24 protein-coding genes are annotated in these 23,906 nt (G+C 71.2%); 14 read left to right on the top strand and 10 right to left on the bottom strand.

Annotated elements, in window-relative coordinates; genetic code table 11:
• Positions 1-104 precede the first annotated feature (104 nt).
• On the bottom strand, positions 105-824 hold the full coding sequence (locus AB0K21_RS18530) for a tyrosine-protein phosphatase (RefSeq protein ID WP_364151330.1): 720 nt from the start codon (positions 822-824) through the stop codon (positions 105-107).
• Between the two features lie 463 nt (positions 825-1,287).
• Between AB0K21_RS18530 and paaN the strand changes: the two genes are divergently transcribed.
• Positions 1,288-2,976: a phenylacetic acid degradation protein PaaN gene (gene paaN / locus AB0K21_RS18525; protein ID WP_364151327.1), complete on the top strand. Its 1,689-nt coding sequence runs from the start codon at positions 1,288-1,290 to the stop codon at positions 2,974-2,976.
• Positions 2,977-2,997: 21 nt separating this feature from the next.
• Here the strand turns inward: paaN and AB0K21_RS18520 are convergent, their stop codons facing one another.
• A complete protein-coding gene (locus AB0K21_RS18520; protein WP_364151324.1) occupies positions 2,998-3,975 on the bottom strand; it encodes a helix-turn-helix domain-containing protein in 978 nt (325 codons plus the stop codon).
• Between the two features lie 103 nt (positions 3,976-4,078).
• Here AB0K21_RS18520 and AB0K21_RS18515 point away from each other — a divergent pair, with 103 nt between their 5' ends.
• Genes AB0K21_RS18515 through AB0K21_RS18505 form a run of 3 tightly spaced genes read left to right on the top strand, consistent with a single transcriptional unit; the run spans position 4,079 to position 7,769 of the window.
• Positions 4,079-5,560 carry a carotenoid oxygenase family protein gene (locus AB0K21_RS18515; RefSeq protein ID WP_364151321.1) on the top strand — a complete coding sequence of 494 codons (1,482 nt, stop codon included), beginning with the start codon at positions 4,079-4,081 and terminating at the stop codon, positions 5,558-5,560.
• On the top strand, positions 5,557-6,762 hold the full coding sequence (locus AB0K21_RS18510; protein WP_364151318.1) for an acetyl-CoA C-acyltransferase: 1,206 nt from the start codon (positions 5,557-5,559) through the stop codon (positions 6,760-6,762). The genes AB0K21_RS18515 and AB0K21_RS18510 overlap by 4 nt, the downstream gene beginning before the upstream one ends.
• On the top strand, positions 6,759-7,769 hold the full coding sequence (locus AB0K21_RS18505) for an LLM class F420-dependent oxidoreductase (RefSeq protein WP_364151315.1): 1,011 nt from the start codon (positions 6,759-6,761) through the stop codon (positions 7,767-7,769). Before AB0K21_RS18510 ends, AB0K21_RS18505 begins: the two co-directional genes overlap by 4 nt.
• A 114-nt stretch (positions 7,770-7,883) precedes the next feature.
• Here the strand turns inward: AB0K21_RS18505 and AB0K21_RS18500 are convergent, their stop codons facing one another.
• The 3 genes from AB0K21_RS18500 to AB0K21_RS18490 all read right to left on the bottom strand — a co-directional run bounded on the left by AB0K21_RS18500 (position 7,884) and on the right by AB0K21_RS18490 (position 12,386).
• On the bottom strand, positions 7,884-9,119 hold the full coding sequence (locus AB0K21_RS18500; protein WP_364151312.1) for an acetyl-CoA acetyltransferase: 1,236 nt from the start codon (positions 9,117-9,119) through the stop codon (positions 7,884-7,886).
• Positions 9,119-10,816 (bottom strand): class I adenylate-forming enzyme family protein, encoded by a 1,698-nt coding sequence (locus AB0K21_RS18495; protein WP_364151309.1) that lies wholly within the window; start codon positions 10,814-10,816, stop codon positions 9,119-9,121. Before AB0K21_RS18495 ends, AB0K21_RS18500 begins: the two co-directional genes overlap by 1 nt.
• A 427-nt stretch (positions 10,817-11,243) precedes the next feature.
• Complete coding sequence (locus tag AB0K21_RS18490; RefSeq protein WP_343969057.1) at positions 11,244-12,386, bottom strand: ROK family transcriptional regulator; 1,143 nt, start codon at positions 12,384-12,386, stop codon at positions 11,244-11,246.
• Between the two features lie 105 nt (positions 12,387-12,491).
• On the opposite strand from AB0K21_RS18490, the gene AB0K21_RS18485 reads away from it, so the two are divergent.
• The 7 genes from AB0K21_RS18485 (at position 12,492) to AB0K21_RS18455 (ending at position 18,626) form a co-directional block, all read left to right on the top strand.
• Positions 12,492-13,220: an amino acid ABC transporter ATP-binding protein gene (locus tag AB0K21_RS18485; protein WP_343969055.1), complete on the top strand. Its 729-nt coding sequence runs from the start codon at positions 12,492-12,494 to the stop codon at positions 13,218-13,220.
• Positions 13,221-13,241: 21 nt separating this feature from the next.
• The gene (locus AB0K21_RS18480; protein ID WP_343969053.1) at positions 13,242-14,159 is read left to right on the top strand and encodes a glutamate ABC transporter substrate-binding protein; all 918 of its coding nucleotides are present in this window, start codon (positions 13,242-13,244) and stop codon (positions 14,157-14,159) included.
• Positions 14,159-14,803, top strand: coding sequence for an amino acid ABC transporter permease (locus AB0K21_RS18475; RefSeq protein ID WP_343969051.1), 645 nt, complete (start codon positions 14,159-14,161; stop codon positions 14,801-14,803). The genes AB0K21_RS18480 and AB0K21_RS18475 overlap by 1 nt, the downstream gene beginning before the upstream one ends.
• 94 nt (positions 14,804-14,897) lie before the next feature.
• Positions 14,898-15,725 (top strand): amino acid ABC transporter permease, encoded by an 828-nt coding sequence (locus AB0K21_RS18470; RefSeq protein ID WP_364151303.1) that lies wholly within the window; start codon positions 14,898-14,900, stop codon positions 15,723-15,725.
• Positions 15,718-16,668: an asparaginase gene (locus AB0K21_RS18465; RefSeq protein ID WP_364151300.1), complete on the top strand. Its 951-nt coding sequence runs from the start codon at positions 15,718-15,720 to the stop codon at positions 16,666-16,668. The genes AB0K21_RS18470 and AB0K21_RS18465 overlap by 8 nt, the downstream gene beginning before the upstream one ends.
• Entirely contained in the window at positions 16,665-17,411 is a 747-nt protein-coding gene (locus tag AB0K21_RS18460; protein ID WP_343969045.1) for a copper homeostasis protein CutC, read from the top strand. The genes AB0K21_RS18465 and AB0K21_RS18460 overlap by 4 nt, the downstream gene beginning before the upstream one ends.
• A 693-nt stretch (positions 17,412-18,104) precedes the next feature.
• Positions 18,105-18,626, top strand: coding sequence for an SPW repeat protein (locus AB0K21_RS18455; protein WP_343969043.1), 522 nt, complete (start codon positions 18,105-18,107; stop codon positions 18,624-18,626).
• Positions 18,627-18,891: 265 nt separating this feature from the next.
• Here AB0K21_RS18455 and AB0K21_RS18450 read toward each other — a convergent pair whose 3' ends face one another.
• Complete coding sequence (locus AB0K21_RS18450; RefSeq protein WP_364151295.1) at positions 18,892-19,368, bottom strand: hypothetical protein; 477 nt, start codon at positions 19,366-19,368, stop codon at positions 18,892-18,894.
• 15 nt (positions 19,369-19,383) lie between these two features.
• Here AB0K21_RS18450 and AB0K21_RS18445 point away from each other — a divergent pair, with 15 nt between their 5' ends.
• Positions 19,384-19,521 carry a hypothetical protein gene (locus AB0K21_RS18445; RefSeq protein WP_343969039.1) on the top strand — a complete coding sequence of 46 codons (138 nt, stop codon included), beginning with the start codon at positions 19,384-19,386 and terminating at the stop codon, positions 19,519-19,521.
• An 88-nt stretch (positions 19,522-19,609) separates the two neighbouring features.
• Here AB0K21_RS18445 and AB0K21_RS18440 read toward each other — a convergent pair whose 3' ends face one another.
• Together AB0K21_RS18440 and AB0K21_RS18435 are read right to left on the bottom strand one after the other, a co-directional pair.
• Positions 19,610-19,852 carry a DUF6343 family protein gene (locus AB0K21_RS18440; RefSeq protein ID WP_364151291.1) on the bottom strand — a complete coding sequence of 81 codons (243 nt, stop codon included), beginning with the start codon at positions 19,850-19,852 and terminating at the stop codon, positions 19,610-19,612.
• Between the two features lie 346 nt (positions 19,853-20,198).
• On the bottom strand, positions 20,199-21,110 hold the full coding sequence (locus tag AB0K21_RS18435; protein ID WP_364151288.1) for a hypothetical protein: 912 nt from the start codon (positions 21,108-21,110) through the stop codon (positions 20,199-20,201).
• A gap of 141 nt (positions 21,111-21,251) precedes the next feature.
• Here AB0K21_RS18435 and AB0K21_RS18430 point away from each other — a divergent pair, with 141 nt between their 5' ends.
• Together AB0K21_RS18430 and dhaL are read left to right on the top strand one after the other, a co-directional pair.
• A complete protein-coding gene (locus AB0K21_RS18430) occupies positions 21,252-22,250 on the top strand; it encodes a dihydroxyacetone kinase subunit DhaK (protein ID WP_343969033.1) in 999 nt (332 codons plus the stop codon).
• 140 nt (positions 22,251-22,390) lie between these two features.
• Positions 22,391-23,008 carry a dihydroxyacetone kinase subunit DhaL gene (gene dhaL / locus AB0K21_RS18425; protein ID WP_343969031.1) on the top strand — a complete coding sequence of 206 codons (618 nt, stop codon included), beginning with the start codon at positions 22,391-22,393 and terminating at the stop codon, positions 23,006-23,008.
• A gap of 150 nt (positions 23,009-23,158) precedes the next feature.
• On the opposite strand, the gene AB0K21_RS18420 is transcribed toward dhaL, so the two are convergent.
• Positions 23,159-23,506 carry an RNA polymerase-binding protein RbpA gene (locus AB0K21_RS18420; protein WP_012892502.1) on the bottom strand — a complete coding sequence of 116 codons (348 nt, stop codon included), beginning with the start codon at positions 23,504-23,506 and terminating at the stop codon, positions 23,159-23,161.
• 77 nt (positions 23,507-23,583) lie between these two features.
• The gene (secG, locus tag AB0K21_RS18415) at positions 23,584-23,814 is read right to left on the bottom strand and encodes a preprotein translocase subunit SecG (RefSeq protein ID WP_030905020.1); all 231 of its coding nucleotides are present in this window, start codon (positions 23,812-23,814) and stop codon (positions 23,584-23,586) included.
• Positions 23,815-23,906 lie beyond the last annotated feature (92 nt).

Raw genomic sequence — 23,906 nt, 5'->3', positions numbered from 1 at the left:
GTTCCACCTTACGGGCGATATCTGGCACTCTCTTCTCCATCGTCTCGACCCTTGAGGCCGCGTCCGCCCAGAAAACGGCGCCGGCCCCCACCGGACCCGCGCTCCTATCCGGTGAGGAGCCTGGCCCGGACGGCCGCGAGATCACCGGAGCCCAGGCCCGCCGCGCGCAGGTAGGCGTCGGCGTCCAGCGACTCCAAGGTGGCGAGAACGACCGCGCGGACGGAGGTGTTCTCCCGCAGCAGGACTTCCCGGACGATCGGCCCCTGGTCGGCCACGCCCAGCGTCGCGAAAAGCGGCCTCAGGCGGTCGGCGCTCAGCTCGTAGTCGGAGGCGATCTCCTCGTGCGCGACGCCCGCCAGGGCGAGCAGCAGCAGGGTGATCAGCCCGGTGCGGTCACGGCCCACGGCGCAGTGGATGAGAACGCCGCCGGGCCTGGCATGGGCGACGGCCGCGACGGCCGCGGCGCACCGCTCCGGGAAACGGTCGAGAAAGGGCCGGTAGTAGAGCGGCGTACCCTGCAGCCCCTGCCCCCAGACCTCCCAGAACTCGGTGTCGGCCAGGTCGTCCAGCGGGGCGTGTACGACGTCGACCCCGATCGGGCGAGCCTCGGCGGCCGCCTGGCGTTCCTCGTCGTTGCGCAGATCGACGACCGTGCGGACGCCGTACGCGGCGAGCGCCGACCAGCCCGCCGGGGTGAGCCGGTCAGGGCTGTCCGAACGGACGACGGCGCCCCGGCGGGTCACCCGCCCCTCCCCGGTCCGGAAACCGCCGAGGTCCCGGACGTTGTAACAGCCGTCCCAGTCAAGGTGACGATCGACGAGCATGCTTTCTCCCCACCGCCGAAGTCCAGATGCTCCTGATATGACGACCGCCAGGTACCTGTAGTTCGTTTCCCGCACCTTCTCCCGTACGGGTACCTCCGACGAGAGCACACCTCACACCTGATCTGGGGCGAGTCATCCCTGAATCGCCCGGTCGGCCACACCGGGCAGAGGTGCGGTCGACATGGCCGCCGTCGCCGAGGTGGCCGATGTCCCCGGTGCGCGGCCGGCCTCCGGCGAACGCCTTGCCCAGGTCGTCACGGTTCTCGGCGTTCGGGGAAAGCCGCACGCCCCGTCCGGGCTCGGCGGTGCGGGCCGATCACCGAATCGGGCGGCCGGCCGGTGCGGGAGCAGGCCGATGACCACGACCACCTCCGGGGTTTCGCCGGCGGAATATTAGTACTATAAACGAAGCCAGATGGATGGGACCGGGGTGACCCCCGTACGAGCCGGACGGAATGGCGACATGGCAACGGATCTGTTCGACAGGCACCGCGCGACCCTCGACCGCGCGATCGAGGCGTGCCGCTCCCGCGAGAGCTGGACGGCGTTCGGCGAGTCGCCGGCCGACCATCCCGGCGGGGAGCGGGCCCGGGCGGAGGGGAGGGCCGCGTTCGAGGCGCTGCTGGGCCGTCCCTTCGACCTCGGCGGGCCCGGCGCCCCGGTGGCGCAGCCCGACGAGGTCTCCCCCTACACCGGTGAGCCGCTGGGCGTGTGCTACCCGCGGGCGGACGTCGAGGAGTTGTTCGCCGCCGCCACCCGGGCGTGGCCGCGCTGGCGGGAGGCCGACCCGCGGACCAGGGCCGGGGTGTGCCTGGAGATCTGCGAGCGGATCTACCTCCGTTCCTTCGAGTTCTCGCACGCGGCGATGCACACCGCCGGGCAGAGCTTCGGGATGAGCTACACCGGCAGCGGAACCAACGCGCTCGACCGCGGCGTCGAGGCGATCGCGCAGGCGTACGCGGCGATGTCCCGGGTGCCCGGCACGGCGCGGTGGTCGCGCGCGTTCGGCACCACCACCGTGGAGATGACGAAGCGGTACCGGCTGATGCCCAAGGGGGTCGCCGTGGTGATCGCCTGTGCGAGCTTCCCCGCCTGGAACGTCTACCCCGCGCTGTTCGCGAGCCTGGTCACCGGAAACCCGGTGATCGTCAAACCGCATCCCGGCTCGGTGCTGCAGATGGCGCTGGCGGTGCGCGTCTGCCGTGAGGTCCTCACCGAGGCGGGTTTCTCCCCCGAGTTGGTGGGGCTGGCCGTGGACACGGCGGCCGAGCCGGTCACCAGGCTCCTGGTGCGGCATCCGGCGACCCGGATCGTGGACTTCACCGGCTCGGCCGCCTTCGGCTCCTGGGTGGAGGCCAACGCCTTCCCCGCCGTCGCCTACACCGAGACCTCGGGGGCGAACTCGGTGCTGGTGCACTCGGTCGGGGAGCTGCAGCCGGTGCTGCGCGCGCTGGCCGGCTCGCTGTGCCTGTTCTCCGCGCAGATGTGCACCAGCCCGCAGAACATCTACGTGCCGCGCGGCGGCGTGCCCACCGCCGGAGGCACGGTGAGCGCCGCGGACTTCGCGGCCGGGCTCGCCGAGGCCGTACAGGCCATCAGCACGGTGCCCCGGCGGGCCGCCGCGGTGCTCGCCACCGTCCAGTCGCCGAACACCCTGCGACTGCTGGAGGAGGTGCACGACCGGGCGGCCGCGCGCGGCCGAATCGTCCTCGAGCCGCGCCCCTACCGGCATCCCGACCACCCGAAGGCGCGCACCAGCGGACCGCTGCTGGCGCAGGTGGACATCGCCGACCACGACCTGTACGGGGAGGAGCGGTTCGGACCGGTCGCGTTCGTGATCGACTGTGACGACGCCGACCAGGCGCTGGAGCGGGCCACCCGGGACGCGCGGGAACGGGGGGCGATCACCGCGTTCGCCTACGCCACGGACGAGGCGTACCTGGACCGGGTGGAGGCCGGCTACGCGACCGCCGGCGCCGCGGTGACCTGCAACCTCACCGGACCGATGCCGCTGAACTTCTCCGCCGCCTACAGCGACTACCACGTCACCGGTCTCAATCCGGCAGGCAACGCCTCGCTCACCGACGACTCCTTCGTCACCGGACGGTTCCGCGTCACCCAGTCGCGACGGCCGGCCGTCACCGGTCACTGAACGGAGACCGGGCGCCGCCGGTCAGCGGCGGCCGTCGCCACTCGCCAGGGGGTGGGTGGCGGCGGCCGTCGCGGCCTGCCCGTCGCCGAGCGCGAAGCGCACCTCGGTACGGTTCAGCGGAGTGCCGCACGACAGGCAGCGCAGGTACGGCCGGAAGGGTCGGCCGCAGGCGCGGTGGGTGATCAGCAGGTCGGTGCCCGGCGGGCCGGCGTACCACCGCTGGGCCCAGTCGACGATGAAGGCGAACACCCCGAAGAAGGCCAGGCCCTTGTCGGTCAGCAGGTAGCGGGGACGCCCGCCGTCGCCCTCCCCGGCGCTGAGCACCCCGAGCTCGGTGAACCGCCGCAGCCGGTCGGACAGCACGGACGGGGCCATGCCGAGCTCGGACTGGAAGTCGGCGAACCGGCGCACCCCGAGGAAGGTGGCCGCGAGCATCACGGTGCTCCATCGGTCGCCGAGCAGCTCGAACGTCTCCGGGAAGTACGACAGCGGGTCGCGCTCGACGTCGTCGCGGACCGTCCTGCGGTGGTGGCGCGGCACCGCCACCTGGGCGAAGGTGGCCGAGCCCCGCAGGGTCTCGGTGTCGCGGGCGGTGACCGGGGCCCGGTCACAGGCCGCGCAACCGAGTTCGACGTCGGTGTGCCTGCCGCAGGCGTCGTGGACCAGCTCCGGCAGCCCGCGGCGCCGGGGCACCCAGCTGCGCTCCCAGGACCAGATCTCCACCAGCAGCGGCCACAGTTCCAGCGCGCGCTCGGTCAGCAGGTACTCGGTGCGGGTGCGGCCCTGCTCGCGGTAGGGGGCCGGGCGCAGCAGGTCTCCGGCGACGAGCTCCTTGAGCCGGTTGGCCAGTACCGACTCCGACATGCCCAGCTCGTCACGCCAGTCCGCGAACCGGCGGGTGCGCATCAGGAAGGCCCGCTGCAGGATCAGCAGCGTCCACTGGTCGCTGATCGCCAGCAACGCCTGCCCGATCGCGCTGGGCCGTCGGTCTTCCGCCACCCGTTCCGCCTTTCCGTGCTTTCCGTCGTCAGACGGTCATGCTACTTTGGCCTCTGACTTCTCTTATAGAAGTGTTTGGTCGTCGCACGAAAGGGGCGTCGAGATGACACAGCAGCCGCAGCCGATCGCCGTGGCCCGGGCGGTCGCCGAGAACGGCGACGAGCCGAACCCGTACCTGATGGGAGTGTTCGCCGCCGTTCAGGACGAACTGACCGCCGAGGACCTGGAGGTGGTCGGCGAGATCCCCGCGGACCTCAACGGGGTCTTCCTGCGCAACGGGCCCAACCGCCGCTTCGAGGCGCCCGGCCGCTACCACATGTTCGACGGCGACGGCATGATCCACGCGATGCACTTCGAGAACGGCCGGGCGCGCTACCGCAACCGCTATGTGCGCACCGCCGCCTACCACCAGGAGTCCGCGGCCGGCGAGGCGCTGTGGACCGGCGTGATGGAGAATCCGAAGGGCAACCCGTTCGGCAACGGGCACGGCCTGGGCATCAAGGACTCCGCCAACACCGACGTGACCTACCACCGGGGAAAGGTGCTGGCCACCTGGTACCTGTGCGGGACCCCCTACGCGATCGACCCGCTGTCGCTGGAGACCCTGGGCGCGGAGAACTTCCTCGGCACCCTGAACGGCGACATGATGGCCCACCCCAAGGTCGACGAGGCCACCGGTGAGCTGCTGTGGTTCGACTACGGCCCGGACGGCCCGCCGTACATGCGCTACGGCATCGTCGGCCCGGAGGGCGCGGTCACCCACGTGACCGACATCGACCTGCCGGGGCCCCGGCTGCCGCACGACATGGCCATCACCCCGAACCACACGATCCTGATGGACCTGCCGCTGATCCAGGACCAGCAGGCCCGCGCCGCCGGGAAGTACCGCATCTCCTTCGAGCGCTCGCTGCCCGCCAGGTTCGGCGTGCTCCCCCGGTACGGCGCCGGCGACACGATCCGATGGTTCGACGCCCAGCCCTGCTACATCTACCACGTCATCAACTCCTGGGAGGACGGCGACGAGATCGTCCTCGACGTCTGCCGGGTGAAGAACCCGCAGCACCAGGCGACCTACACCTCGAAGATCGCCCAGATGCTGGCCTACCTGCGGCTCAACGCGCACATCTACCGCTACCGGTTCAACCTGCGCACCGGGCGGACGTCCGAGGGCCCGCTGGACGACGACAACATCGAATTCCCCAGCGTCGACTCGCGCGTCATGGGCCAGCCGCACCGCTACTCCTACAACATGCACCTCGCCACCGCGGAGACCCTGCTGTTCGACGGGCTCGTCCGGTTCGACTCGGCGACCGGTGAGAAGCAGGAGCACAGGTTCGGGCCCGGACGGTGGGGCTCGGAGGCACCGTTCGCCCCCCGTGACGGCTCCACCGGCGAGACCGACGGCTACCTGGTCAGCTTCGTCAACGACGAGCGAGCAGGGCGCGCCGAGGTCGCGATCTTCGACGCCGCCGACGTCACGGCAGGGCCGGTCGGCAGGGTGCTGCTGCCCCGGCGCGTTCCCATCGGGTTCCACGCCACCTGGGTCCGCGCCGACCAGCTGCGCGCCGCGGGAGGCGCCCGATGACCGACGTCTACGTGCTCGCCACCCTGCGCACCCCGCGCGGGAAGGGACGTCCGGGCGGCGGCCTTTCCGGGATCACCCCGCTGGAGCTGCTGACCCGGCTGCTGGCGGGCGTCGGCGACCGGGCCGCGGCGCTGCCCGGCCTGGTCGAGGACCTGATCGTCGGATCGGCCACCCAGACCGGGGAGCAGGGCGGCGACCTGGCCCGCACCGCGGCCGTGCTGGCCGGCTGGGGCGAGTCCGCCTCCGGGATGACCCTCAACCGGTTCTGCGCCTCCGGCGTCGACGCGATCAACACCGCCGCCGCGCACATCGCCTTCGGCTCGGCGGGTCTGATCGCCGCCGGCGGCGTGGAGTCGGTGTCCCGGGTGCCGATGTTCGCCGACCAGGCGCCGATCTGGTCCGACCGGGAGGTCGTGGAGCGGGTCGGCTCGGTGCAGATGGGCATCGCCGCCGACCTCATCGCCACCCTCGAAGGGCTGGAGCGCGAGCAGCTCGACGGTTACGCGCTGCGCAGCCAGCGCCGCGCCGCCGCCGCCTGGGAGCAGGGCAGGTTCGCCGGCTCGCTGCTGCCCGTACGGCACGGCGACCAGGTCGTGCTCGACCATGACGAGACCGTCCGGCCGGGCACCACCGCCGAGAGCCTCGCCGCGCTGGAGCCCGCCTTCGCCGCGCTCGGCGCCAAGGGACAGGACGACCTCGTCCGGCGCAGGCGCCCCGAGGTCGGCGAGATCCGGCACCTGCACACCGCCGGGTCCTCACCGGCGATCGCGGACGGCGCCGGGATCGCCGTGCTCGGTGACGCCGCCGCGGCGGCGGCGTCCGGACTCCGCCCCAGGGCCAGGGTGGTCGCCGCCGCCACGGCCGCGGTGGACCCGGTCATCATGCTCACCGCCGGGCAGGCCGCCGCGGAGAAGGCCCTGAAGCGCGCGGGGCTGGCGCCCGGCGACGTCGACGTGTTCGAGATCGCCGAGGCGTTCGCGGCGACCTGCCTGAAGTTCCAACGGGACCTCGGTGTCACCGACGAGCAGCTCAACCTCAACGGAGGGACGATCGCGATGGGGCACGCCTTCGGCGCCACCGGCCCGATCCTGCTGGCGTCCTGCGTGGACGAGCTGGAGCGGACCGGTGGGCGCTACGGCGTGATCGCGGTCAGCGGCGCCGCCGGAACCGGGAGCGCCACCGTGCTGGAGCGCGTGCCATGACCCGATCAACCGACGTGCTCCCGCGGACCCCCCGGCCGGCGGTGTCACTGGGGTTCTGGCAGGACCGGCCGCCCGGCGAGGCCCTGCTGACCGCCCGCGCCGCCGACCGGCTCGGCTACGACGAGCTGTGGGTGGGCGAGATGGCCACCTACGACGCCTTCGCGCTCGCCTCGGCGATCGGCCTGCGGACCGAGCGGATCGGGCTGACCGTGGGCCCGCTGGCGGTGGCCGTACGCGACCCGATGACGATCGCCCGCGGCGTGGCGTCGGTCGCCGACCTGACCGGGCGCCGGGTCGGCGTCGCGGTCGGCACCTCCAGCCCCCTGGTCGTGGCCGAATGGCACGGCCGCGACCGGAGCCGCCCGGCGACCAGGCTGCGGGAGTCGGCCACGGTGCTGCGGGAGCTGCTCGACGGGCGCAAGCCCTCCTTCGACGGGGAGACCGTCCATGCCCGCGGCTACCACCTGCGGCTGGACGCCCCCCGCTCGGAGCTGACCGTGGCGGCGTTCGGCCCGGCGGCCGTCGGCGTCGCCGCCGCCCTCGCCGACCGGATGGTGCTGAACCTGATCACCCCGGCCTCGGCGGCGGCCCTGGTCCGGCGGCTGCGTGACGCCGCCGCCGTGGCCGGGCGCGAGACCCCCCGGGTGGCCGCCTGGGTCTGCGCCGCGGTGAACCCCACCGAGGCCGCGGTCGAGCAGCTGCGCCGCGCCGTGGTCGGCTACCTGGCCGCCCCCGGCTACGGCGAGATGTTCACCGAGGCCGGGTTCGGCGACGTCGTCGAGTTCGCCCGCACCAGGCCGCACCCGAGGGAGCTGCTGGCCGCCGTCCCCGTCGAGCTGATCCAGTCGGTCGGTCTGGTGGGCGACGAGGCGACGGTCCGTGACCGGCTCGCCGATTACGGCCGCGCCGGCGTGGACGAGGTGGCCCTGGTGCCGGCCTGTGTCGAGGCCGATCCAGGCGGGGAGAAGACCCTCGCGGTCCTTCGGCCACCGGTGGCCGAAGGCTGATCCGCTCGGCCGGCGAAGCGGTGAGACACCGGGCCCTCGCCGGAGGCGACCCACGGGTCGCCTCCGGCGAGGGCCCGGTCCGTACCGGGTTCCGCCGGCCCGCGCCCCAGCGGCTCAGCGGGAGACGACGAAGATCGCGACGGTGGTGCAGCTTCCGCCGATGTTGAGGGTGAGAGCGGTGCGCGCCCCCTCCACCTGGCACTCCCCCGCCTCTCCGGTGACCTGGTGGGCGGCGTCCAGGAGCATGCGGGCGCCCGTCGCGCCGACGGGGTGTCCGAGGCCGATGAGCCCACCGGAGGGGTTGACCGGCAGCGGCCCGTCGCGCTCGATCACGCCCTCCTCGATCGCCCGGTGTGCCTGGCCCGGCTGGGTCAGCCCGAGATGGTCCAGCGCCGCGTACTCGGTGATCGTGAAGCAGTCGTGCGTCTCGATCACGTCGAGGTCGTCCGGGCCGGCGACGCCCGCGCGCCGGTAGGCGTCGAGGGCCGCCTGCCGCAGGTGCGGGAAGAGGTAGGGCCGCCCTTCGGCGAGTGCGAGCTTGTCGGCCAGCAGCATGGGCGCGCTGCGGTGCCCCCAACCGGTGATCTTCGGCAGGTCGTCCGCCGACCGGCCGTGGCGGCGCGCGTACTCCTTGGCGTACCGGGGCGAGGCGAGCAGCACGCTCGCCGCGCCGTCGGTGATGCGGCCGCAGTCGTACTTGCGCAGCCGGCCCTCCACCGGGGGGTTGAGCACGTCGTCCGGGCCGAAGCACCCGTCGGGGAAGGACCAGCCGCGGGTCTGGGCCAGCGGGTTGCGCAGGCCGTTGCCGTGGTTGATCTCGGCGATGCGGGCGAGGTTCGCGCCGAGGCGCTCGTCGTCGAGGCCGTCCCGTTCGGCGACCACGTCGGCGAGCTCGGCGAACAGGCTGGGCCAGGGGAAGGCGGCGCCGACCGCCTCACGCCCGACCCAGGCGGCCGAGCCCAGGTGCTGGGCCGCCTCCTGGGCGCCGACACCGCGCATCAGCTCCACGCCGGTCACCAGGGCCAGGTCGTAGCGCCCCGCCTCGATGTCGGCCATCGCGGCCAGGGCCGCCACGCTGCCCGAGGCGCACGCGGCCTCGTGCCGGGAGGTGGGCAGCATCGCCCAGGCCGGGTCGATGGCGGCGACCATGCCGCCGAGCTGCGCCTGACCGCAGAACAGTTCGGCCGCGAGGTTGCCGACGTGCGCCACCTCGACCTCCGCCGGGTCGATCCCGGTGTCCGCCAGCGCGCCGAGCGCGCTCTCCCGCAGCAGGTCGTAGACGCCGAGCCCCTCCTTCGTCCAGTTGCGGGCGAAGTCGGTCTGGTGTCCGCCGAGCACGTGGACGGTCATCAGGCCGTCTCCCAGACCGAGCGCAGGTCGCGCTTGAGCAACTTACCGACCGGGTTGCGGGGCAGCGATTCGGCCACCTCCAGCCGCTCGGGCAGCTTGTAGGAGGCGATGCGGCGCTCCTTGAGGTAGTCCACCAGTTCCTCCAGGGTGACCTGCTCGCCCGGACGGGGGACGACGAACACGCAGGCCTTCTCGCCGAGCACCGCGTCGGGGTAGCCCACACAGGCGACGTCGGCCACCTTGGGGTGCCCGGCCAGCAGCGACTCGATCTCGGCCGGCGCGATGTTCATGCCGCCCCGGATGATCACGTCCTTGGCACGGTCCACGTAGCGCAGGTACTGCCCGGCGTCCCCGGCCAGTTCGAACACGTCACCGGTGTGCAGCCAGCCGTCCTCGTCGACCGACTCGCGGGTGGCCGTGCCGGCCAGGTAGGCGGAGAACACCGTCGGACCGCGCATCAGCAGTTCCCCGGGCCGGCCGAGCTCGGTGATCTCCTCCCTGGTGGCGACGTCGACCAGCCGGGTCCGGGTCCCGGCGAGCACCGGGCTGGGGTAGTCCACGCCGGGCAGCCCGGGGCGCGGGAAGAAGCGGGCGCGCTCGACCGGGTCGGGGATCGACACCGGGTCCGACAGCATCGCGACGCCCTCGTTGGAGCCGAAGAAGTTGATGACTGCGATGCCGTACTGCTCCTGCCAGCCCTGCACCATCGACGGCGGGAGCGGCGCGGAGCCGGAGCCGACGCGGGTCAGCGACGAGATGTCGGTGGCCGCCAGCACCTCCTTGCGCTGCAGCAGCATGGTCAGCAGCGCCGGCGGCACCAGGGTGTAGGTGACCTTCTCCGCGGCGATCTGGCCGAGGAAGACCGGCAGGTCGAACGGCTGGTGCTGCACCAGGGTGCAACCGGAGATCAGCCAGGGCAGGAGGACCCCGGCGATGCCCGCCATGTTCACCATCGGGAAGGGGTTGAGCACGATGTCGTCGTCGGTGAGCTTCGGCGCGGCGGCGCAGACCCGGGCGGTGGCCAGCCAGTCGTGGTGGCAGCGAGGCACCCCCTTCGGGGTGGCCTCGGTACCGGAGGTCCAGCAGATCGTCAGGCATTCGCCAGGGTCGACGGTCAGCTCCGCGAGGTACGCCGCCAGCGTGTCCGCGTCGCCGCGCGCCTCCTCCAGCGGGACCAGGCCATCGGCGACGCCGTCGCCCCAGGCGGCCACCGTGTGCAGCCCGTCGAGGTCGGCGGCCATGTCGCGGACGATCTCGGCGTTGGGTCTGTCGCCGACGCGGGTGGCGGTGACGAAGGCGCGGGCGCCGGCCAGCCGCAGCAGCTGGGACAGCTCGTACTCGCGGTACTGGACGGGGAAGGGCGTGACGACGACGCCGATCCGGAAGGCCGCGAAGAAGGTGACGCACAACTCGACCGTGTTGGGTATCTGGACGGCCAGCACATCGCCGTGGCGAAGGCCCCGCTCCAGCAACACCGCCGCCACCCGGTCGACCTCGGCGTCGAGCTCGCGCCAGGTGAGCCTGCGTGGTCTCCCACCGGTCAGCTCGGCTTTGTTGGGCGCGTCGACGACGGCGAGCGCGTCCGGACGCGCCGCCACCTGACCACGCAGCAGCGCGTCGACGGTGTCGTCGGTCCAGAGCCCGGACCGCGTGTAGTGGTCGACACGGCTCGGCGGATGGAGCCTTCGAGGGGTCATCGGGTCTCCTCTTGGCATGGAACTGATGATGTGACGACAGACACTATGAAAAGAGAAGTCAGGGGTCAATAGCACCGGCTTCTTTCGGAGCGCCCGGTTGACCTTTCGGAGCGCCCGGTTCACCCGAGGTGGCCGGTCCCCGAGGTGAGCGTGCCGAAGCCTTCGGGCAGGGCGTTCACCGGGCCGGTCGCCGAGGCCCCTCCTCGGACACGAGTGACGGGCCGACCGCGCCGGGAGGCGGCCGCTACGCGCACGGTCCCGCCGTGCTCGCCGATCACCTGCCCGCCACGCTCATCCGCGCGAACGCGGATCGGTTCGCCTGGAGCCGGCACGACACGGCGAGATGCGTTCGAGGGCTGGAGCCGAGTTCGCGGACCCGGCCGAGAGGGCCGGTCGTACGCCTGCCGCACCTCGCCGGTACCGCCCCTCAACCGAGGACGGCGTCCAGCAGGAGGGAGCCCGCGCCGAGGAGGGCGGTATCGGGGCCGCCGCGGGTGACGGCGATCTCCAGGTCGCGGGTGGCCAGCGGGAGGCAGCGCTCGTAGACGGCGGCGCGGATGGAGGAGATCAGCGGCTCGGCGGTGGATAGGCTGCCGCCGACGACGATGGCGTCGGGATTGAGGAAGTTGACCAGGACGGTGAGCACCTCGCCGATGAGGCGGCCCGCGTTCCTGACCAGGGCGGTGGCCTCGGGCACGCCGTCCTCGACCAGGGCGACGACGTCGCCCGGGCGTCGCGTCGCGATGCCGAACTCGGACAGAGCGCCCATGAGCGCGGCACCGCTCGCGTAGGCCTCCAGGCAGTCGGAGTGGCCGCACGAGCACATGGTGGAGGAGTCGGCCCTGACCCGGACGTGGCTGATGTCGCCGGCCGCCCCCCTGCCCCGGTGCAGGCGGCCGTCGACGATCACGCCGCACCCTATGCCGCTGCCGGCCTTCAGCACCATGAGGTTGTCGCACCCGGGCCACGAGCGGGCCTCGCCGACGGCCAGCAGGTTGGCGTCGTTCTCGACGAGCACCGGCAGGTCATAGTGCGCGCCGAGATGCTCGGCGACGGGGAAGTTGTGCCAGCCGGGCATGCGCGAGGGGGACACCACCCGACCACTGGCGGGATCGACGGGGCCGGGCATGCCGGTGCCGACGCCGCGCAGCGGGACGCCGGGCGGGCCGTGGGTCAGCAGTAGCTCGTCGAACGAGGCGGCCATCCAGTCGAGGGTCGCCTCGGGGCCGAGCGCTATGTCGCAGGCGCGCTCCTCGACGACGAGGGGGGCGCCGCTGAGGTCGAGCAGGCCGAGGCGGGCGTGGTGCGCCCCGAGGTCGGCCACCGCGAGCAGGCCGGCCGTCGGGCTGACCCGCAGCCGCCGGGGCCGGCGCCCACCCCTGGAGGTGCCCGAGCCCTCCTCGACGAGAAGCCCGGCGTCGATCAACTCCTCGACCCGCAGGGAGACGCTCGACGCCGCCAGGCCGGAGATGCGGGCCAGCTGGGCGCGCGACTCGGCATGGCCGGTGGCGACGAGACGCAGAAGATCGCCCTGCGCTCCCCGCACCGGCAGCCGCTCTTTGCCTGACATGGACTAGAGGAATACCACGTCTGTACTTACTACGGCAACGTGTTGACTTCCACAAGAATCATCTATTACCTTCCGCTTTATCTTCGATTTCGAAGGAAGATGGCAATGATTCAGGTCAAAGGGTTGAACAAGTGGTTCGGTGAACATCACGTGCTGCGCGACATCGACCTTGATGTGGCGCGGGGCGAGGTCGTCGTGGTGGTCGGCCCCTCGGGGTCGGGCAAGTCCACGCTGTGCCGCTGCCTCAACAGGCTGGAGCCCGCCGGGTCCGGAGACATCCTCGTCGACGGCGTACCCGCCCCCGTGGAGGGCCGGGAACTGGCCAGGCTCCGGGCCGACGTCGGCATGGTGTTCCAGTCGTTCAACCTCTTCCAGCACAAGACCGTGCTGGAGAACATCGTGCTCGCGCCGATGAAGGTCCGGGGCGAATCCCGCGCCGAGGCCGAGGCGTCGGCGCGGGAGCTGCTGGCGCGCGTCGGCATCGCCGAGCAGGCGGGAAAGCTGCCCGCACAACTGTCCGGTGGGCAGCAGCAGCGGGCCGCCATCGCCCGCGCGCTGGCCATGCGGCCCAAGGTGATGCTCTTCGACGAGCCCACCTCCGCACTCGACCCGGAGATGGTCGGTGAGGTGCTGGACGTGATGGTCCGTCTCGCCGCCGACGGCATGACCATGGTCGTCGTCACCCACGAGATGGGCTTCGCCCGCAGGGCCGCCGACCGCGTGGTCTTCATGGACGCCGGCCAGATCGTCGAGACGGGCGAGCCCGGCGCCTTCTTCGAGGCTCCTCGGACAGACAGGGCCAGGGACTTCCTGGCCAAAGTTCTCACGCACTGATCGAAAAGGATGGTGGGCCCGATGGTGTCCATGAAGCGGCTGGCCGCTGTCGCCGCTGTGTCCGTGCTCGGCCTCTCGGCCTGCGCCGGTACGGACTCGGGAAGCCCGGCCGTACCGGGTGAGGTCAAGGGCGGCGACCTGATCGCCTCGATGCCGGTCGCGGCCGCCGCGGACATCCTGCCCGGCTCCACGATGGAGAAGATCAAGCAGCGCGGCGAGCTGATCGTCGGCGGGTCGCTCGACGCGCCGCTGCTGTCGCAGCAGAACCCGACGACCGGCGAGGTCGAGGGGTTCGACGCGGACATGGGCAAGGCGCTCGCCAAGTACATCATCGGCGAGCCCAAGGTGAAGATCGTCAACTCCGCCTCGGAGACCCGCGAGGCGCTGCTCGGCAACGGCACCGTGGACGTCGTCTTCCAGACCTACACGATCACCCCGGAGCGGGCCGAGCAGGTCTCCTTCGCCGGGCCGTACTACTCCTCCGGACTGAGCCTCGCGGTCAGGAAGGGCACCACGGGCATCACCAGGCCCGAGGACCTGAACGGCAAGACCGTCATCGCCGGAGCCAACACCCCGGCCATCCCGGCGATCAAGAAGCTCGCCCCGCAGGCCAAGATCGTGACGTTCGGCAGCGACCCCGAGTGTATGCAGGCCCTCAAGCAGGAACGCGGCGACGCCTACGTCCAGGATGAGACGCTCCTGGTCGCCAACGCGCAGAAGGACCCCTCGGTCCAGGTCGTCGGCAGCCCGTTCACCACCGACCCGTACGGCATCGGCCTCAAGCACGGTGACGACCAGTTCAAGAAGTTCGTCAACGACTGGCTGAAGAAGATCCAGGCCGACGGCCTCTGGCAGAAGACCTGGAAGCAGTCTCTCGGCACGGTCGTGCAGGGCGAGGCTCCCACCCCGCCGCAGATCGGATCGGTGCCGGGGTCCTGATGTCCGCCCTCCTGGATCACCTGCCCGAACTCTGGCAGGGGCTGGTCGTGACCCTCCAGCTGACCGCGGCGTCCTTCGCCGGCGCCGCGCTCGTGGGGTTCGTGATCACCGCCATGCGGGTCAGCCCGGTCGGCGTCCTGCGCGGGATCGGCACGGCCTATGTGGAGACCTTCCAGAACCTGCCGCTGCTGGTGCTGCTGGTGCTCGCCGTCTTCGGTCTGCCCGAGATCGGCCTCAAGGCTGACCTGCTGGTGACGGCCATGATCGTCATCGCGCTCTACGAGGCCGCCTACATCGCCGAGGCCCTGCGCTCCGGCGTCAACGCGGTCTCCGCGGGGCAGGGCGAGGCGGCCCGCGCGCTCGGGCTGACCTTCGGCCAGTCCCTGCGCCACGTGGTCCTGCCGCAGGCGCTGCGCACGGTGATCCAGCCGGTCGGCAACATCTTCATCGCGCTGACGATGAACACCTCGCTCGCCGCCGCGGTCGGCGTGGTCGACCTGACCGCCGCGGCCAACCGGGTGAACCTCATGGAGGCGCAGCCCATCCCGATCTTCGTCGGGGCAGGCCTGGCCTATGCGCTGATCGCCGCCTGCGCCGGGTTCGTCACCGGACGGCTCGAACGACGGCTGGTGGTGGTCCGGTGAGCGCGCCTTCTCCCGACGGGGCGGTGAGTGTCCGGGCCCCTGGCGGGCCGGTCTCCGCTCAGGCCGCGGGCTCGGGCGAACCGGCGGTGGCCCGGTGAGCAACCTGCTCTTCGACCAGCCGGGGCCGCGCGCCCGCCGCAGGATACGGATCGCGACCGCGGTGGGGGCGGTCGCGGTGCTGGCCCTGCTGGCGCTGGCGGTGCGCCAGTTCGCCGTAGGCGGCCAGCTCGACGCCGACCGCTGGTCACCGTACGCGACCTGGCCGATGTGGCGCTATCTGCTGAACGGGCTGTGGGCCACCGCGCTCGCCGCCGTCGTCTCGGCCGCGCTGGCGATGGCCGCCGGACTGGCGCTGGCCCTCGGGCGGCTGTCGCGACGCAGGTGGGTACGCATGTCCGCCGGGGCGTACGTGGAGGTCGTGCGGACCGTCCCGGCGCTGCTGCTGGTCTACGTCGTGCTGTTCGCGCTGCCCCGCTACGGGCTGGACCTGCCGCTGTTCTGGAAGCTCGTGGTGCCGCTGGCGGTCTCGAACGCCGCGGCGTTCGCGGAGATCTTCCGCGCCGGGGTGCTGTCCGTGGAACGCGGCCAGGGCGAGGCCGGGCTCGCGGTCGGGCTCACCCAAGGCCAGACCATGCGCCTGATCATCCTGCCGCAGGCCGCCCGGCGGGTGCTGCCCTCGATCGTCAGCCAGTCGGTCGGCCTGCTGAAGGACACCTCGCTGGGCTTCGTGGTCAGCTATGCCGAACTGCTCTACAGCGGCAAGATCCTGGCGACCTACAACGGCCTGCTCATCCAGACCTACATCGTCGTCGCGCTGATCTACCTGGTGGTCAACGCCTCGCTGTCCAAGCTCGCCCGTACCCTCGACGCCCGTGACATCCCGGGGGTCCGCCGACTCAGAGAGAGACCCGCCCGTGCCTGAACTCGTCCCGCTCGCGGAGGTGGTGCGCTCCGGATTCGTGGAGAGCGTGCACTTCGGCAGCGCCGTCGCCCTCGCGCCCGACGGCACCGTGGCCGTCTCCAGGGGAGCGGTCGGCGCGCCGGTGCTGCCGCGCTCCTCGGCCAAGCCGTTCCAGGCGCTGGCCTGCCTGCTGTCCGGGGCGGACCTGCGCGGTCCCGGCCTGGCCATCGCCGCGGGCAGCCACACCGGCCAGGACTTCCACGTACGGCTGGTCGCCGAGATGCTCGCCGGGGCCGGGCTCGGCTTCGAGGCCCTCGGCTGTCCCGCAGACTGGCCGGAGGACGAGGCCACCCGGCACACGCTGATCCGGGCGGGCCTCACGGCCTCGCGCGAGCGGATGAACTGCTCGGGCAAGCACGCCGCGATGCTCGCCGCGTCCGTCGCGTCCGGCTGGGAGACCGCCTCCTACCTCGACACCGACCACCCCTTACAGCGGCGGGTACGTGCCGTGACCGAGGAACTGTCCGGGGAGAAGGCGGCCCACGTCGCCGTCGACGGGTGCGGCGCCCCGCTGTTCGGGCTGTCGCTGACCGGACTGGCCCGGGCCGTAAGGGCTCTGGTCGTCGCCGAGCCGGGGACCGCGCCGCGGGCGGTCGCCGACGCGATGCGCGAGCACCCCGAGTACGTCGGCGGGACCGGGCATGTGAACACCTCGCTGATGCGGGCGCTGCCGGGGGCGGTGGCCAAGGGCGGGGCCGAGGGAGTTCTCGTCGTCGCGCTCGCCACCGGGCACGTGGCGGCCGTGAAGGTCATCGACGGGAGCCCGCGGGCCACGAGCGCGATCGCGCTGGCCACGCTCGGGGCGGCCGGTGGGGACGTCGCGCCGGCGGCCGGCTTCGCGAGCGTTCCGGTGCTGGGCGGGGGCCTAGCAGTCGGTGAAATCCATGCTTTGGAGGAAAAATGAGTCTTAGCTATGAAATCTGCATTGACAGCACCGCCGGCGCGCTCGCGGCCGAGCAGGCCGGGGCGCACCGCGTCGAGCTGTGCTCGGCCCTCTTCGAAGGGGGCCTGACCCCGACCCTCGGCACCGTCGAGGCGACCCTCGCGGCGGTCTCGACGATCCGGGTCCACGTGATCATCCGCCCCCGGGGCGGCGACTTCATCTACGACGAGCACGAGGTCGCGGCCATGGAGCGCGACGTGGCCGCGATCAGGGACGCGGGCGCGCAGGGCGTGGTGATCGGGGCGCTGACGCCGTCAGGCGAAGTGAACGTCGAGGTGGCCAAGCGCCTCATCGGTGCGGCCGGAGGCCTCTCGATCACCTTCCACCGGGCCTTCGACATGACCGCCGACCCGTTCGCCGCCCTGGACACCCTCGCTTCCCTGGGCATCGACCGGATTCTCACCTCAGGCCAGGACGTCACCGCTCTGGAGGGCGCGCCGCTGATCGCGTCCCTGGTCGAGCGGGCGGGCGACGACCTGATCGTCATGCCCGGCGGCGGCATCACGCCCCGCAACGTGCACCGCGTGGTCGAGGCGACGGGAGCCACCGAGATCCACTTCGCCGCCCTGGTCGACGCGCCCAGCCCCGCCGTCCACCGCAACCCCCACCCGTTCATGGGCGGGGAGCTGCGCCAGCCCGAGTACAGCCGCCTGGTCACCTCCTCGCGCCTGGTCTCCGAGGTGATCGCCGCCTCGGGTGCCTGACCCCCGGAACCGGAGTTCCTCACCGCCGGGGCGAATCGGCCGGGCGGCCCCATGAGCGGATCGGACCTGGGGCAGGTCCGCATCGCCGCTACGAAGAGTCCGTCCGGAAACTCCGAAGCATTTCGATGAACGTGCGGAGGTGTCAGCCCTGACGGGCCTGCGCGAGCTCGTTCGGCAGGGCGTCGACGGAGGCCAGGGGAAGGTTGTTCGACGGGAGCGCATGCGGGTGAGCATGTCCGGACCGAGCCGCCGAGCGAGCGCCTCCAGGGCTGCGGCGACCTCCTCGACCTCCCGCGGATCATCGGCGGCGAGGGCGGCGTTGATCGTCGTTGCGCGAACGACGGCGGTCCGCTCAGAGACCTCGGGCGCCTGCCGGATGAGGAGACGGCGGCGCTCCTTACCGCCTTCGCAGCCCGCCTGCGTGAGGTCTTGACCGGCAACCCGACCGATTCGGCACACGGGTCGGGCTGAGGAAGGCGGGGTCGGCGCCCGACGGGTGAGCGGCGGATGCGGACGGGGGCCATGCCGCGATGCCGCGGCGAAACAGGGCCGCCTTCGGGTGCCGTGTCCAAAGGATTTCATTGTCTAGGTTTGTCATTCTTTGGGCTGTTTGGAGCTTATGTCGGGTATACCGGTATAAATTCGCTTTCGTAGGAAAACGAATTTCGCGTGGAATCGGAAGGGGGCTGGGTCATGATGAGACCCGCAAGCCTGGAGCAACACCCCGATCTCATGGAGATGCGGGCGAGGTACGAACGGGCGGGATCCAGCTCGGTGGCGCAGGTCATCGACGGACTGGTGCTCCTGGCGGGACTGTATCTGGCGATCTCCCCATGGGTGGTCGGCTTCAACGGCCTGTCCAGGCTCACCGTGAGCAACCTCATCACCGGCCTCGCGCTCGCCGCTCTGGCCGTGGGATTCGCGTCCGCCTACGGCCGGACGTACGGGATCAGTTGGATCGTGCCGATCATCGGGATCTGGACCATCGTGGCCCCCTGGGCCACCAGCTCGGCAACGGTGGGGAACATCTGGAACAACGTCGTCACCGGCGTCGTCATCCTCCTGCTCGGACTGGGAGCGGTGGCGGTGGGCAGCAAGAGAATGCCCGGCATGTCCCACCGTGGAGACATGTCCCACCGCGGAGACATGCCGCACAGGTCGGATGTACCCAACAGGCCGGACATGCCCAACCGGGACTTCCCCAACAGGCCATAGTCGATGTGGCATCGGTGCGGCGGCGGAGGACCGCCCCGCCGGTGCTGTACGGGACATCCGCCTTCAGGCCACCCACGTTCCGGCCGCCCCTCCGAGGGGCGTCAGGGGTGCGCAGCTCAGCACCAGCGATATCCGCCACGTTCCACCAGGAGAACGATCTCACCACGGCAGCGGCCCAGTCCGGCCTGAGACAGCGGTGGTAGCGCCGCACCCAGCATGAGCCCGGCCCCGGCCGGGCTTCCGTCGTCTTCGAACCGGCAGCGGGTCAGGAGACGAGCTCGCGATCCAGATAGGCCCGGAACTCCCTGACCTGGATGGTGTCGTACGGCTCCAGCCGGTCGGAGAACTTCCGGACGCGTTCGATTGAGCGGGTGGACGTCAGTGATCTGCCCATCGGAATCGCAACCCTCGCCGAGTCGACCGCCTGTTCCACCTCCCCCATGGAGAGGTAGGCATCTGCGGCGTTCACCCTGTTGAGCTGCGCCGAGCGGGGACGCTTTCCCGCGAACTCACGCACCGCCGGTTCCGCGCAATCGGCCGCCCGCTGGTGCTCTCCGAGCAACTCCCAGCACATACCCATCTCGGCAGTCAGCTCTGGAGCGTCGTACCAGGCGATCCAGGCCGGATCACGATCAGTACTTCCCTGGGCATAGGCTCGCTCGGCTTCGCCGAGAAGCCGTTCGACCTGTTTCGCGCTGTGCTCGTCGCCGGTTTCGGCCGGCCTGCACACAGTCACCGACAACAACGGAGTGCACACATGCGGCCAACCTCCTGCGGCCCGGCGGACCCGAGGGGACACTGCCGCGCCTACGCCACGACGGCCTTCGCCGCCGAGGCACCGGCCAAGGCCGTCGCCTTCGCCCTGCCGACCCGTTCGGGCAGCCGCCTGACCTGACCGCCCCCGTTGCGTCTGGGGCGCCGTTCAGTCCGTCTCCGGCTGACGGACCCCGCTGACGCGGCCGAGCGCGGCCAGGACGGATGACCTACTCGAAGAGGGTGTGCCGCTCACCGCGCCGGCGTCTCCGTACGATCCGGCCCCCGACCACCACGATGTCCACGATGGCGATGGCCGCCAGTACGGCAAAAGCCACGGTAAGCGGTGTGAACCCACCCTGTGCCGCGAAGACCGCCAGAACCGTACAGACCACCAGGCCGAAGCTCGCCAGAGCGAGCCGCAGGTTCAGCGCGCTCTTCGGATGGTCATGCGTTCCCGGCTGCTCCTTCATGAGACCACCTCCGGGGCAATATCGATCTCCCCACCTGCCCATACCTGCGCAAGGGGGCATCTCCCAGCCCTTACCCAGGACATTCCGGATAACCCACGGCATCATGGTCTTCACCCCGATTTTTCAGCAGACCTCCAAGGTTTCCCGCACTACCGGAGGTCCACTGCAAAACAGCACCGGATTCCCTCGGCAACCAGGCCACCGACATGTGCGTTTACCTTGGGTCTCCGTCGCCCCTACGAGGCGATCCTCGACCGTTCACGGGCCCCGGCGAGCCCGGCGACCGGCAGAGACCGCCAGGAGCGCTCTAAAAGGGGCCGGGTACAGACGTCGCGCCGAAGACGGCTCACGGTTCGGCGGGGGTCGACGTGGAGGGCTCATCGGGGGTGAAGCGCCAGTATCCGTACGGGTTGAAGAAGAAGCTGTCTTCCTCGTAGCCAAGGCACGGGTGTCTTTCCATGATCCATCGCGGGCCGTCGGGGGTGGATCGGTAACCCTCGCCGTCGCTCATCTCCCGCGCCCGCCGCTCGGTCAGCAGGTATAGCGCCACCTCGTCGATCAGATCCACGACTTCGCCGACCAGCGTCGCGGGCAGCGGTTTCCCCGCGGGCGACCCGATGTCGATCTGCACATCGGGTGCGCCCAGCAGATGCATGCCGCAGCTCTTCAACAGGCTGCCATCCAAAAGCGGCCGTTTGACCCAGGCGTGGAAGAGGATCACGGCCAGCATTTCCCGATCCCTAGCCTCGGCCGCCCGATCGGCCAGGGTGAGCCACCGCTCCCGGCCGTGCGCGAGACCGCTGCTCTCGCCCTTCGCGGCCGTGGCGCCGGAGCGCAACAGCGCGGCCGTCACCGCCAGCATCCGCCGCGAGACGTCGAACGTTCTGTCCCACACCTCCTCGAAAACCCCGTCACCATGACCGACCATCACTCTTCGATGGAGATCGAACGCGTTGTTCTGCCTCATCGGCGGCGACAGCACGTACACCACCGAATCGTGTGTCTCCACCGCCCCCCAGTCGGATTCGGTGAAGGAGACGTTCGCCAGGGAGGCGTCAAACGACCGGGGCATCCGCGGATCGTGAGCCTGCTGAAAGTGCTCCAGGTCGACGCTGAAGCCAGGCCCCCCGACCTCTGCTACGACCTTCTCCACCACGTCGAAATCCAGACCCGAGCCGAGCACGCAGAGCACGTGGCGTGGGTACACCTCATAGTTTTGCCGGAACATGCTGGCGAAGGTACTGAAACCCACCGACAAAACATACCTGGCCGATCACATGCTTCGGGGCTCAGGTACGCACCAGGCTGGACAAGGCGGACAGCAGAGACTGATCTCCGGGGACGTCAGGGGTCTGAAACCGGGTAGGAACAGAGCGTTCGCGAGGCAAGGAGGGGCCAGGTGGCCGCACATCAGCTGGTCAACGACCCGCAGGAGCTCGTCGGCGAGGCGCTCGAAGGGCTGGAGCTCAGCCAGAGGGGGCGACTGCGGTGGAACCGCGACCCCAGCTTCGTCATCAGGGCCGATGACCGGCGGCCGTACAAGGTCGGCGTGCTGTCCGGCGGCGGCTCCGGGCACGAGCCCCTGCACACCGGTTTCGTGGGGTACGGCATGCTGGACGCCGCGGTGCCGGGAGCGGTCTTCGCCAGCCCCACCGCGATCCAGATCCAGGCGGCCACCGAGGCGGTCGACGACGGCCGAGGGGTCGTCCACGTGGTCAAGAACTACACCGGCGACGTGCTGAACTTCACCATCGCCGCCGAGATCTCCGGCGCCATCCGGATCGAGACCGTGCTCGTCGACGACGACCTGGCCACCGACACCTCCGTCGAGGGCGGCCCCGGGCGGCGGGGCACCGCCGCCGTCGTCGCCGTCGAGAAGATCTGCGGCGCCGCCGCCGAGCGGGGCGCCGACCTGTCCACGGTGGCCGCACTCGGCCGCCGTGTCGCGGGCAACGCCCGGACCATGTCCCTGGCCCTGCGGGCCTGCACCCACCCCGGCCAGTCCGTACCCTCGTTCGACCTGGAAGTGGGCCAGGTCGAGTTCGGCGTCGGCATCCACGGCGAGCGGGGAGTCCGGAAGATCCCCGTCGCCCCCGCCGACGAGCTGGTGGCCGCACTGACCGGGCCGGTCGCCGACGACCTCGGGCTGAACAGGGGCGACGCGGTCTTCGTGATCGTCAACGGCCTCGGCTCCACCCACCAGCTGGAGCTGCTCGCGGCCTACCGGCAGGTGACCCGGCTCCTTGACGCGCGAGGTGTGACGGTCGCCCGGCAGCTGGTGGGCTCCTATGTCACCGCCCTGGACATGGCGGGCTGCTCGGTCACCCTGATCCGCGCGGACGAGGAGCTCGTCGGCCTGTGGGACGACCCGGTGCGCACCGCCGCCCTCACCTGGTGACCCGCCCACGGCTCCGGCGATCGGCGACGGTCACCCGACCGGCCCGGTTCTCCGCGTATGAGCATCGTCACGGGTCAGCCACCGGGTAAGACCGGATCGACCGGCCTCGCGTCCCGGCCCGGTACTCGAAGGAGAAATCCATGAACGACCTCGAACCCCAGGCCGTACTGTCGTGGGTCGAGCGGTTCATCACCCGGATCGACGATCAGGTCCAGGAGTTGACCGAGCTGGACCGCCGCAGCGGTGACGGCGACTTCGGCACCAACATGGTCACCGCGCTCAGCAGGGCCAAGGCGAAGTTCTCGCCCGCACCCGCCGACGCCGGGGCGCCGTTCTCCAGCCTCTCGACGGCCTTCCTCGAACACTCCGGCGGCACCAGCGGGCCGCTGTTCGGCATGTGGTTCCGCGAGTTCGCGCTGGCCGGGGAGGGCAGTCCCGCCTTCAGCACGGCCCTGCTCGCCGACGCCGCCAGGAACGGGGTGGCCACGGTCCGCAGGCTGGGCTCCGCCTCGGTGGGCGACCGGACGATGGTCGACGCCATGGCCCCGGCGGCCGACGCCCTGGCCGAGGCCGTGGAGGACGACGTCCCCGCCGCGCGGGCTCTGCGACTGGCGGCGGAGGCGGCCCGCGCCGGAGCCGACTCCACCTCCTCGATCATCGCCCGCCGGGGCCGGGCCAGCTATGTCGGCGAGGCCGCCCTGGGAGCGCCCGACCCCGGGGCCGTCGCGGTCGCCCTGTTCTTCGAGTCTGCGGGCTGACCCGCGACCGGCGCGGAGGGGGCTCAGTGGCCCCCGTTCCGGTGGACGAAAGGCGCCTCGACCTGGCCCGGAAGACGCGAAAGACCCCCGTGGGCGATCCCACGGGGGTCTTCGGCGTGCTCACCGGCGGACCACGCGCAAGGGGTCCGGCTAGTAGATCGGGCGCGAGGAGGAGCGCAGCCGCTCCAGGGCCTCGGCCAGGATCTGCGCGCCGTCCTTGTCGCTGCGGCGCTCCTTCACATACGCGAGGTGCGTCTTGTAAGGCTCGTTACGCGGCGGCGCGGGCGGGTTGGCCTCGTCCTGACCTGCGGGGAGACCACACCGGGGGCAGTCCCAGAACTCGGGAACGGCCGCGTCGCTGGCGAAACTGGGGCGCGTCTCATGCATGTTCGCGCACCAGAAAGGGACCCGCACACGGGGGGCCGCCTCGCCACGCTCCGCCTCCCCCATCGGGCCGGCACCGACACGGCTGCCACGGATCGCGTTGCCACTACCCACGGATGAACTCCTTGCTCGATGGCCCCGCCGCTTGGGGATGCGGGGACTGAACCACTGTCACGCCTGTCAAAGCCAGGTCAGGGCCTCAGGAGCAGGCCCAGCGCGATGATGCAGACGAACCAGACCACACCGGTGATGACGGTGAGCCTGTCAAGGTTACGCTCCACCACGGAGGAGCCTCCGAACGACGACGAGAAACCGCCACCGAACAGATCCGAGAGACCACCGCCCTTGCCCTTGTGGAGCAGGACGAGCAGCATCATCAGCAAGCTCGACAGGATGAGGGCGATGGAGATTCCGATTGTCACCGTTGACCTGTTCCCTATGTGCGCGTGTCCCGCGTCCGGGCACGACCCTTGTGTACGCCAGAGGCGTGACGATTCAAACCTGCTCTAAGAGG

It is taken from the genome of Streptosporangium sp. NPDC049248 (assembly GCF_040678965.1).
In the GTDB taxonomy this organism is placed as follows: domain Bacteria; phylum Actinomycetota; class Actinomycetes; order Streptosporangiales; family Streptosporangiaceae; genus Streptosporangium; species Streptosporangium fukuiense.
The sequence above is the reverse complement of the archived record's forward strand: the minus strand, read 5'-3'. Positions and strand labels throughout refer to the sequence as shown.

Coding starts and splice junctions, on each gene's coding strand:
- AB0K21_RS18530 (WP_364151330.1), bottom strand. CDS start 824: ATGCTCGTCGATCGTCACCTTGACTGGGACGGCTGTTACAACGTCCGG.
- paaN (WP_364151327.1), top strand. CDS start 1,288: ATGGCAACGGATCTGTTCGACAGGCACCGCGCGACCCTCGACCGCGCG.
- AB0K21_RS18515 (WP_364151321.1), top strand. CDS start 4,079: ATGACACAGCAGCCGCAGCCGATCGCCGTGGCCCGGGCGGTCGCCGAG.
- AB0K21_RS18510 (WP_364151318.1), top strand. CDS start 5,557: ATGACCGACGTCTACGTGCTCGCCACCCTGCGCACCCCGCGCGGGAAG.
- AB0K21_RS18505 (WP_364151315.1), top strand. CDS start 6,759: ATGACCCGATCAACCGACGTGCTCCCGCGGACCCCCCGGCCGGCGGTG.
- AB0K21_RS18500 (WP_364151312.1), bottom strand. CDS start 9,119: ATGACCGTCCACGTGCTCGGCGGACACCAGACCGACTTCGCCCGCAAC.
- AB0K21_RS18495 (WP_364151309.1), bottom strand. CDS start 10,816: ATGACCCCTCGAAGGCTCCATCCGCCGAGCCGTGTCGACCACTACACG.
- AB0K21_RS18490 (WP_343969057.1), bottom strand. CDS start 12,386: ATGTCAGGCAAAGAGCGGCTGCCGGTGCGGGGAGCGCAGGGCGATCTT.
- AB0K21_RS18485 (WP_343969055.1), top strand. CDS start 12,492: ATGATTCAGGTCAAAGGGTTGAACAAGTGGTTCGGTGAACATCACGTG.
- AB0K21_RS18480 (WP_343969053.1), top strand. CDS start 13,242: ATGGTGTCCATGAAGCGGCTGGCCGCTGTCGCCGCTGTGTCCGTGCTC.
- AB0K21_RS18475 (WP_343969051.1), top strand. CDS start 14,159: ATGTCCGCCCTCCTGGATCACCTGCCCGAACTCTGGCAGGGGCTGGTC.
- AB0K21_RS18460 (WP_343969045.1), top strand. CDS start 16,665: ATGAGTCTTAGCTATGAAATCTGCATTGACAGCACCGCCGGCGCGCTC.
- AB0K21_RS18455 (WP_343969043.1), top strand. CDS start 18,105: ATGATGAGACCCGCAAGCCTGGAGCAACACCCCGATCTCATGGAGATG.
- AB0K21_RS18445 (WP_343969039.1), top strand. CDS start 19,384: ATGCGGCCAACCTCCTGCGGCCCGGCGGACCCGAGGGGACACTGCCGC.
- AB0K21_RS18440 (WP_364151291.1), bottom strand. CDS start 19,852: ATGAAGGAGCAGCCGGGAACGCATGACCATCCGAAGAGCGCGCTGAAC.
- dhaL (WP_343969031.1), top strand. CDS start 22,391: ATGAACGACCTCGAACCCCAGGCCGTACTGTCGTGGGTCGAGCGGTTC.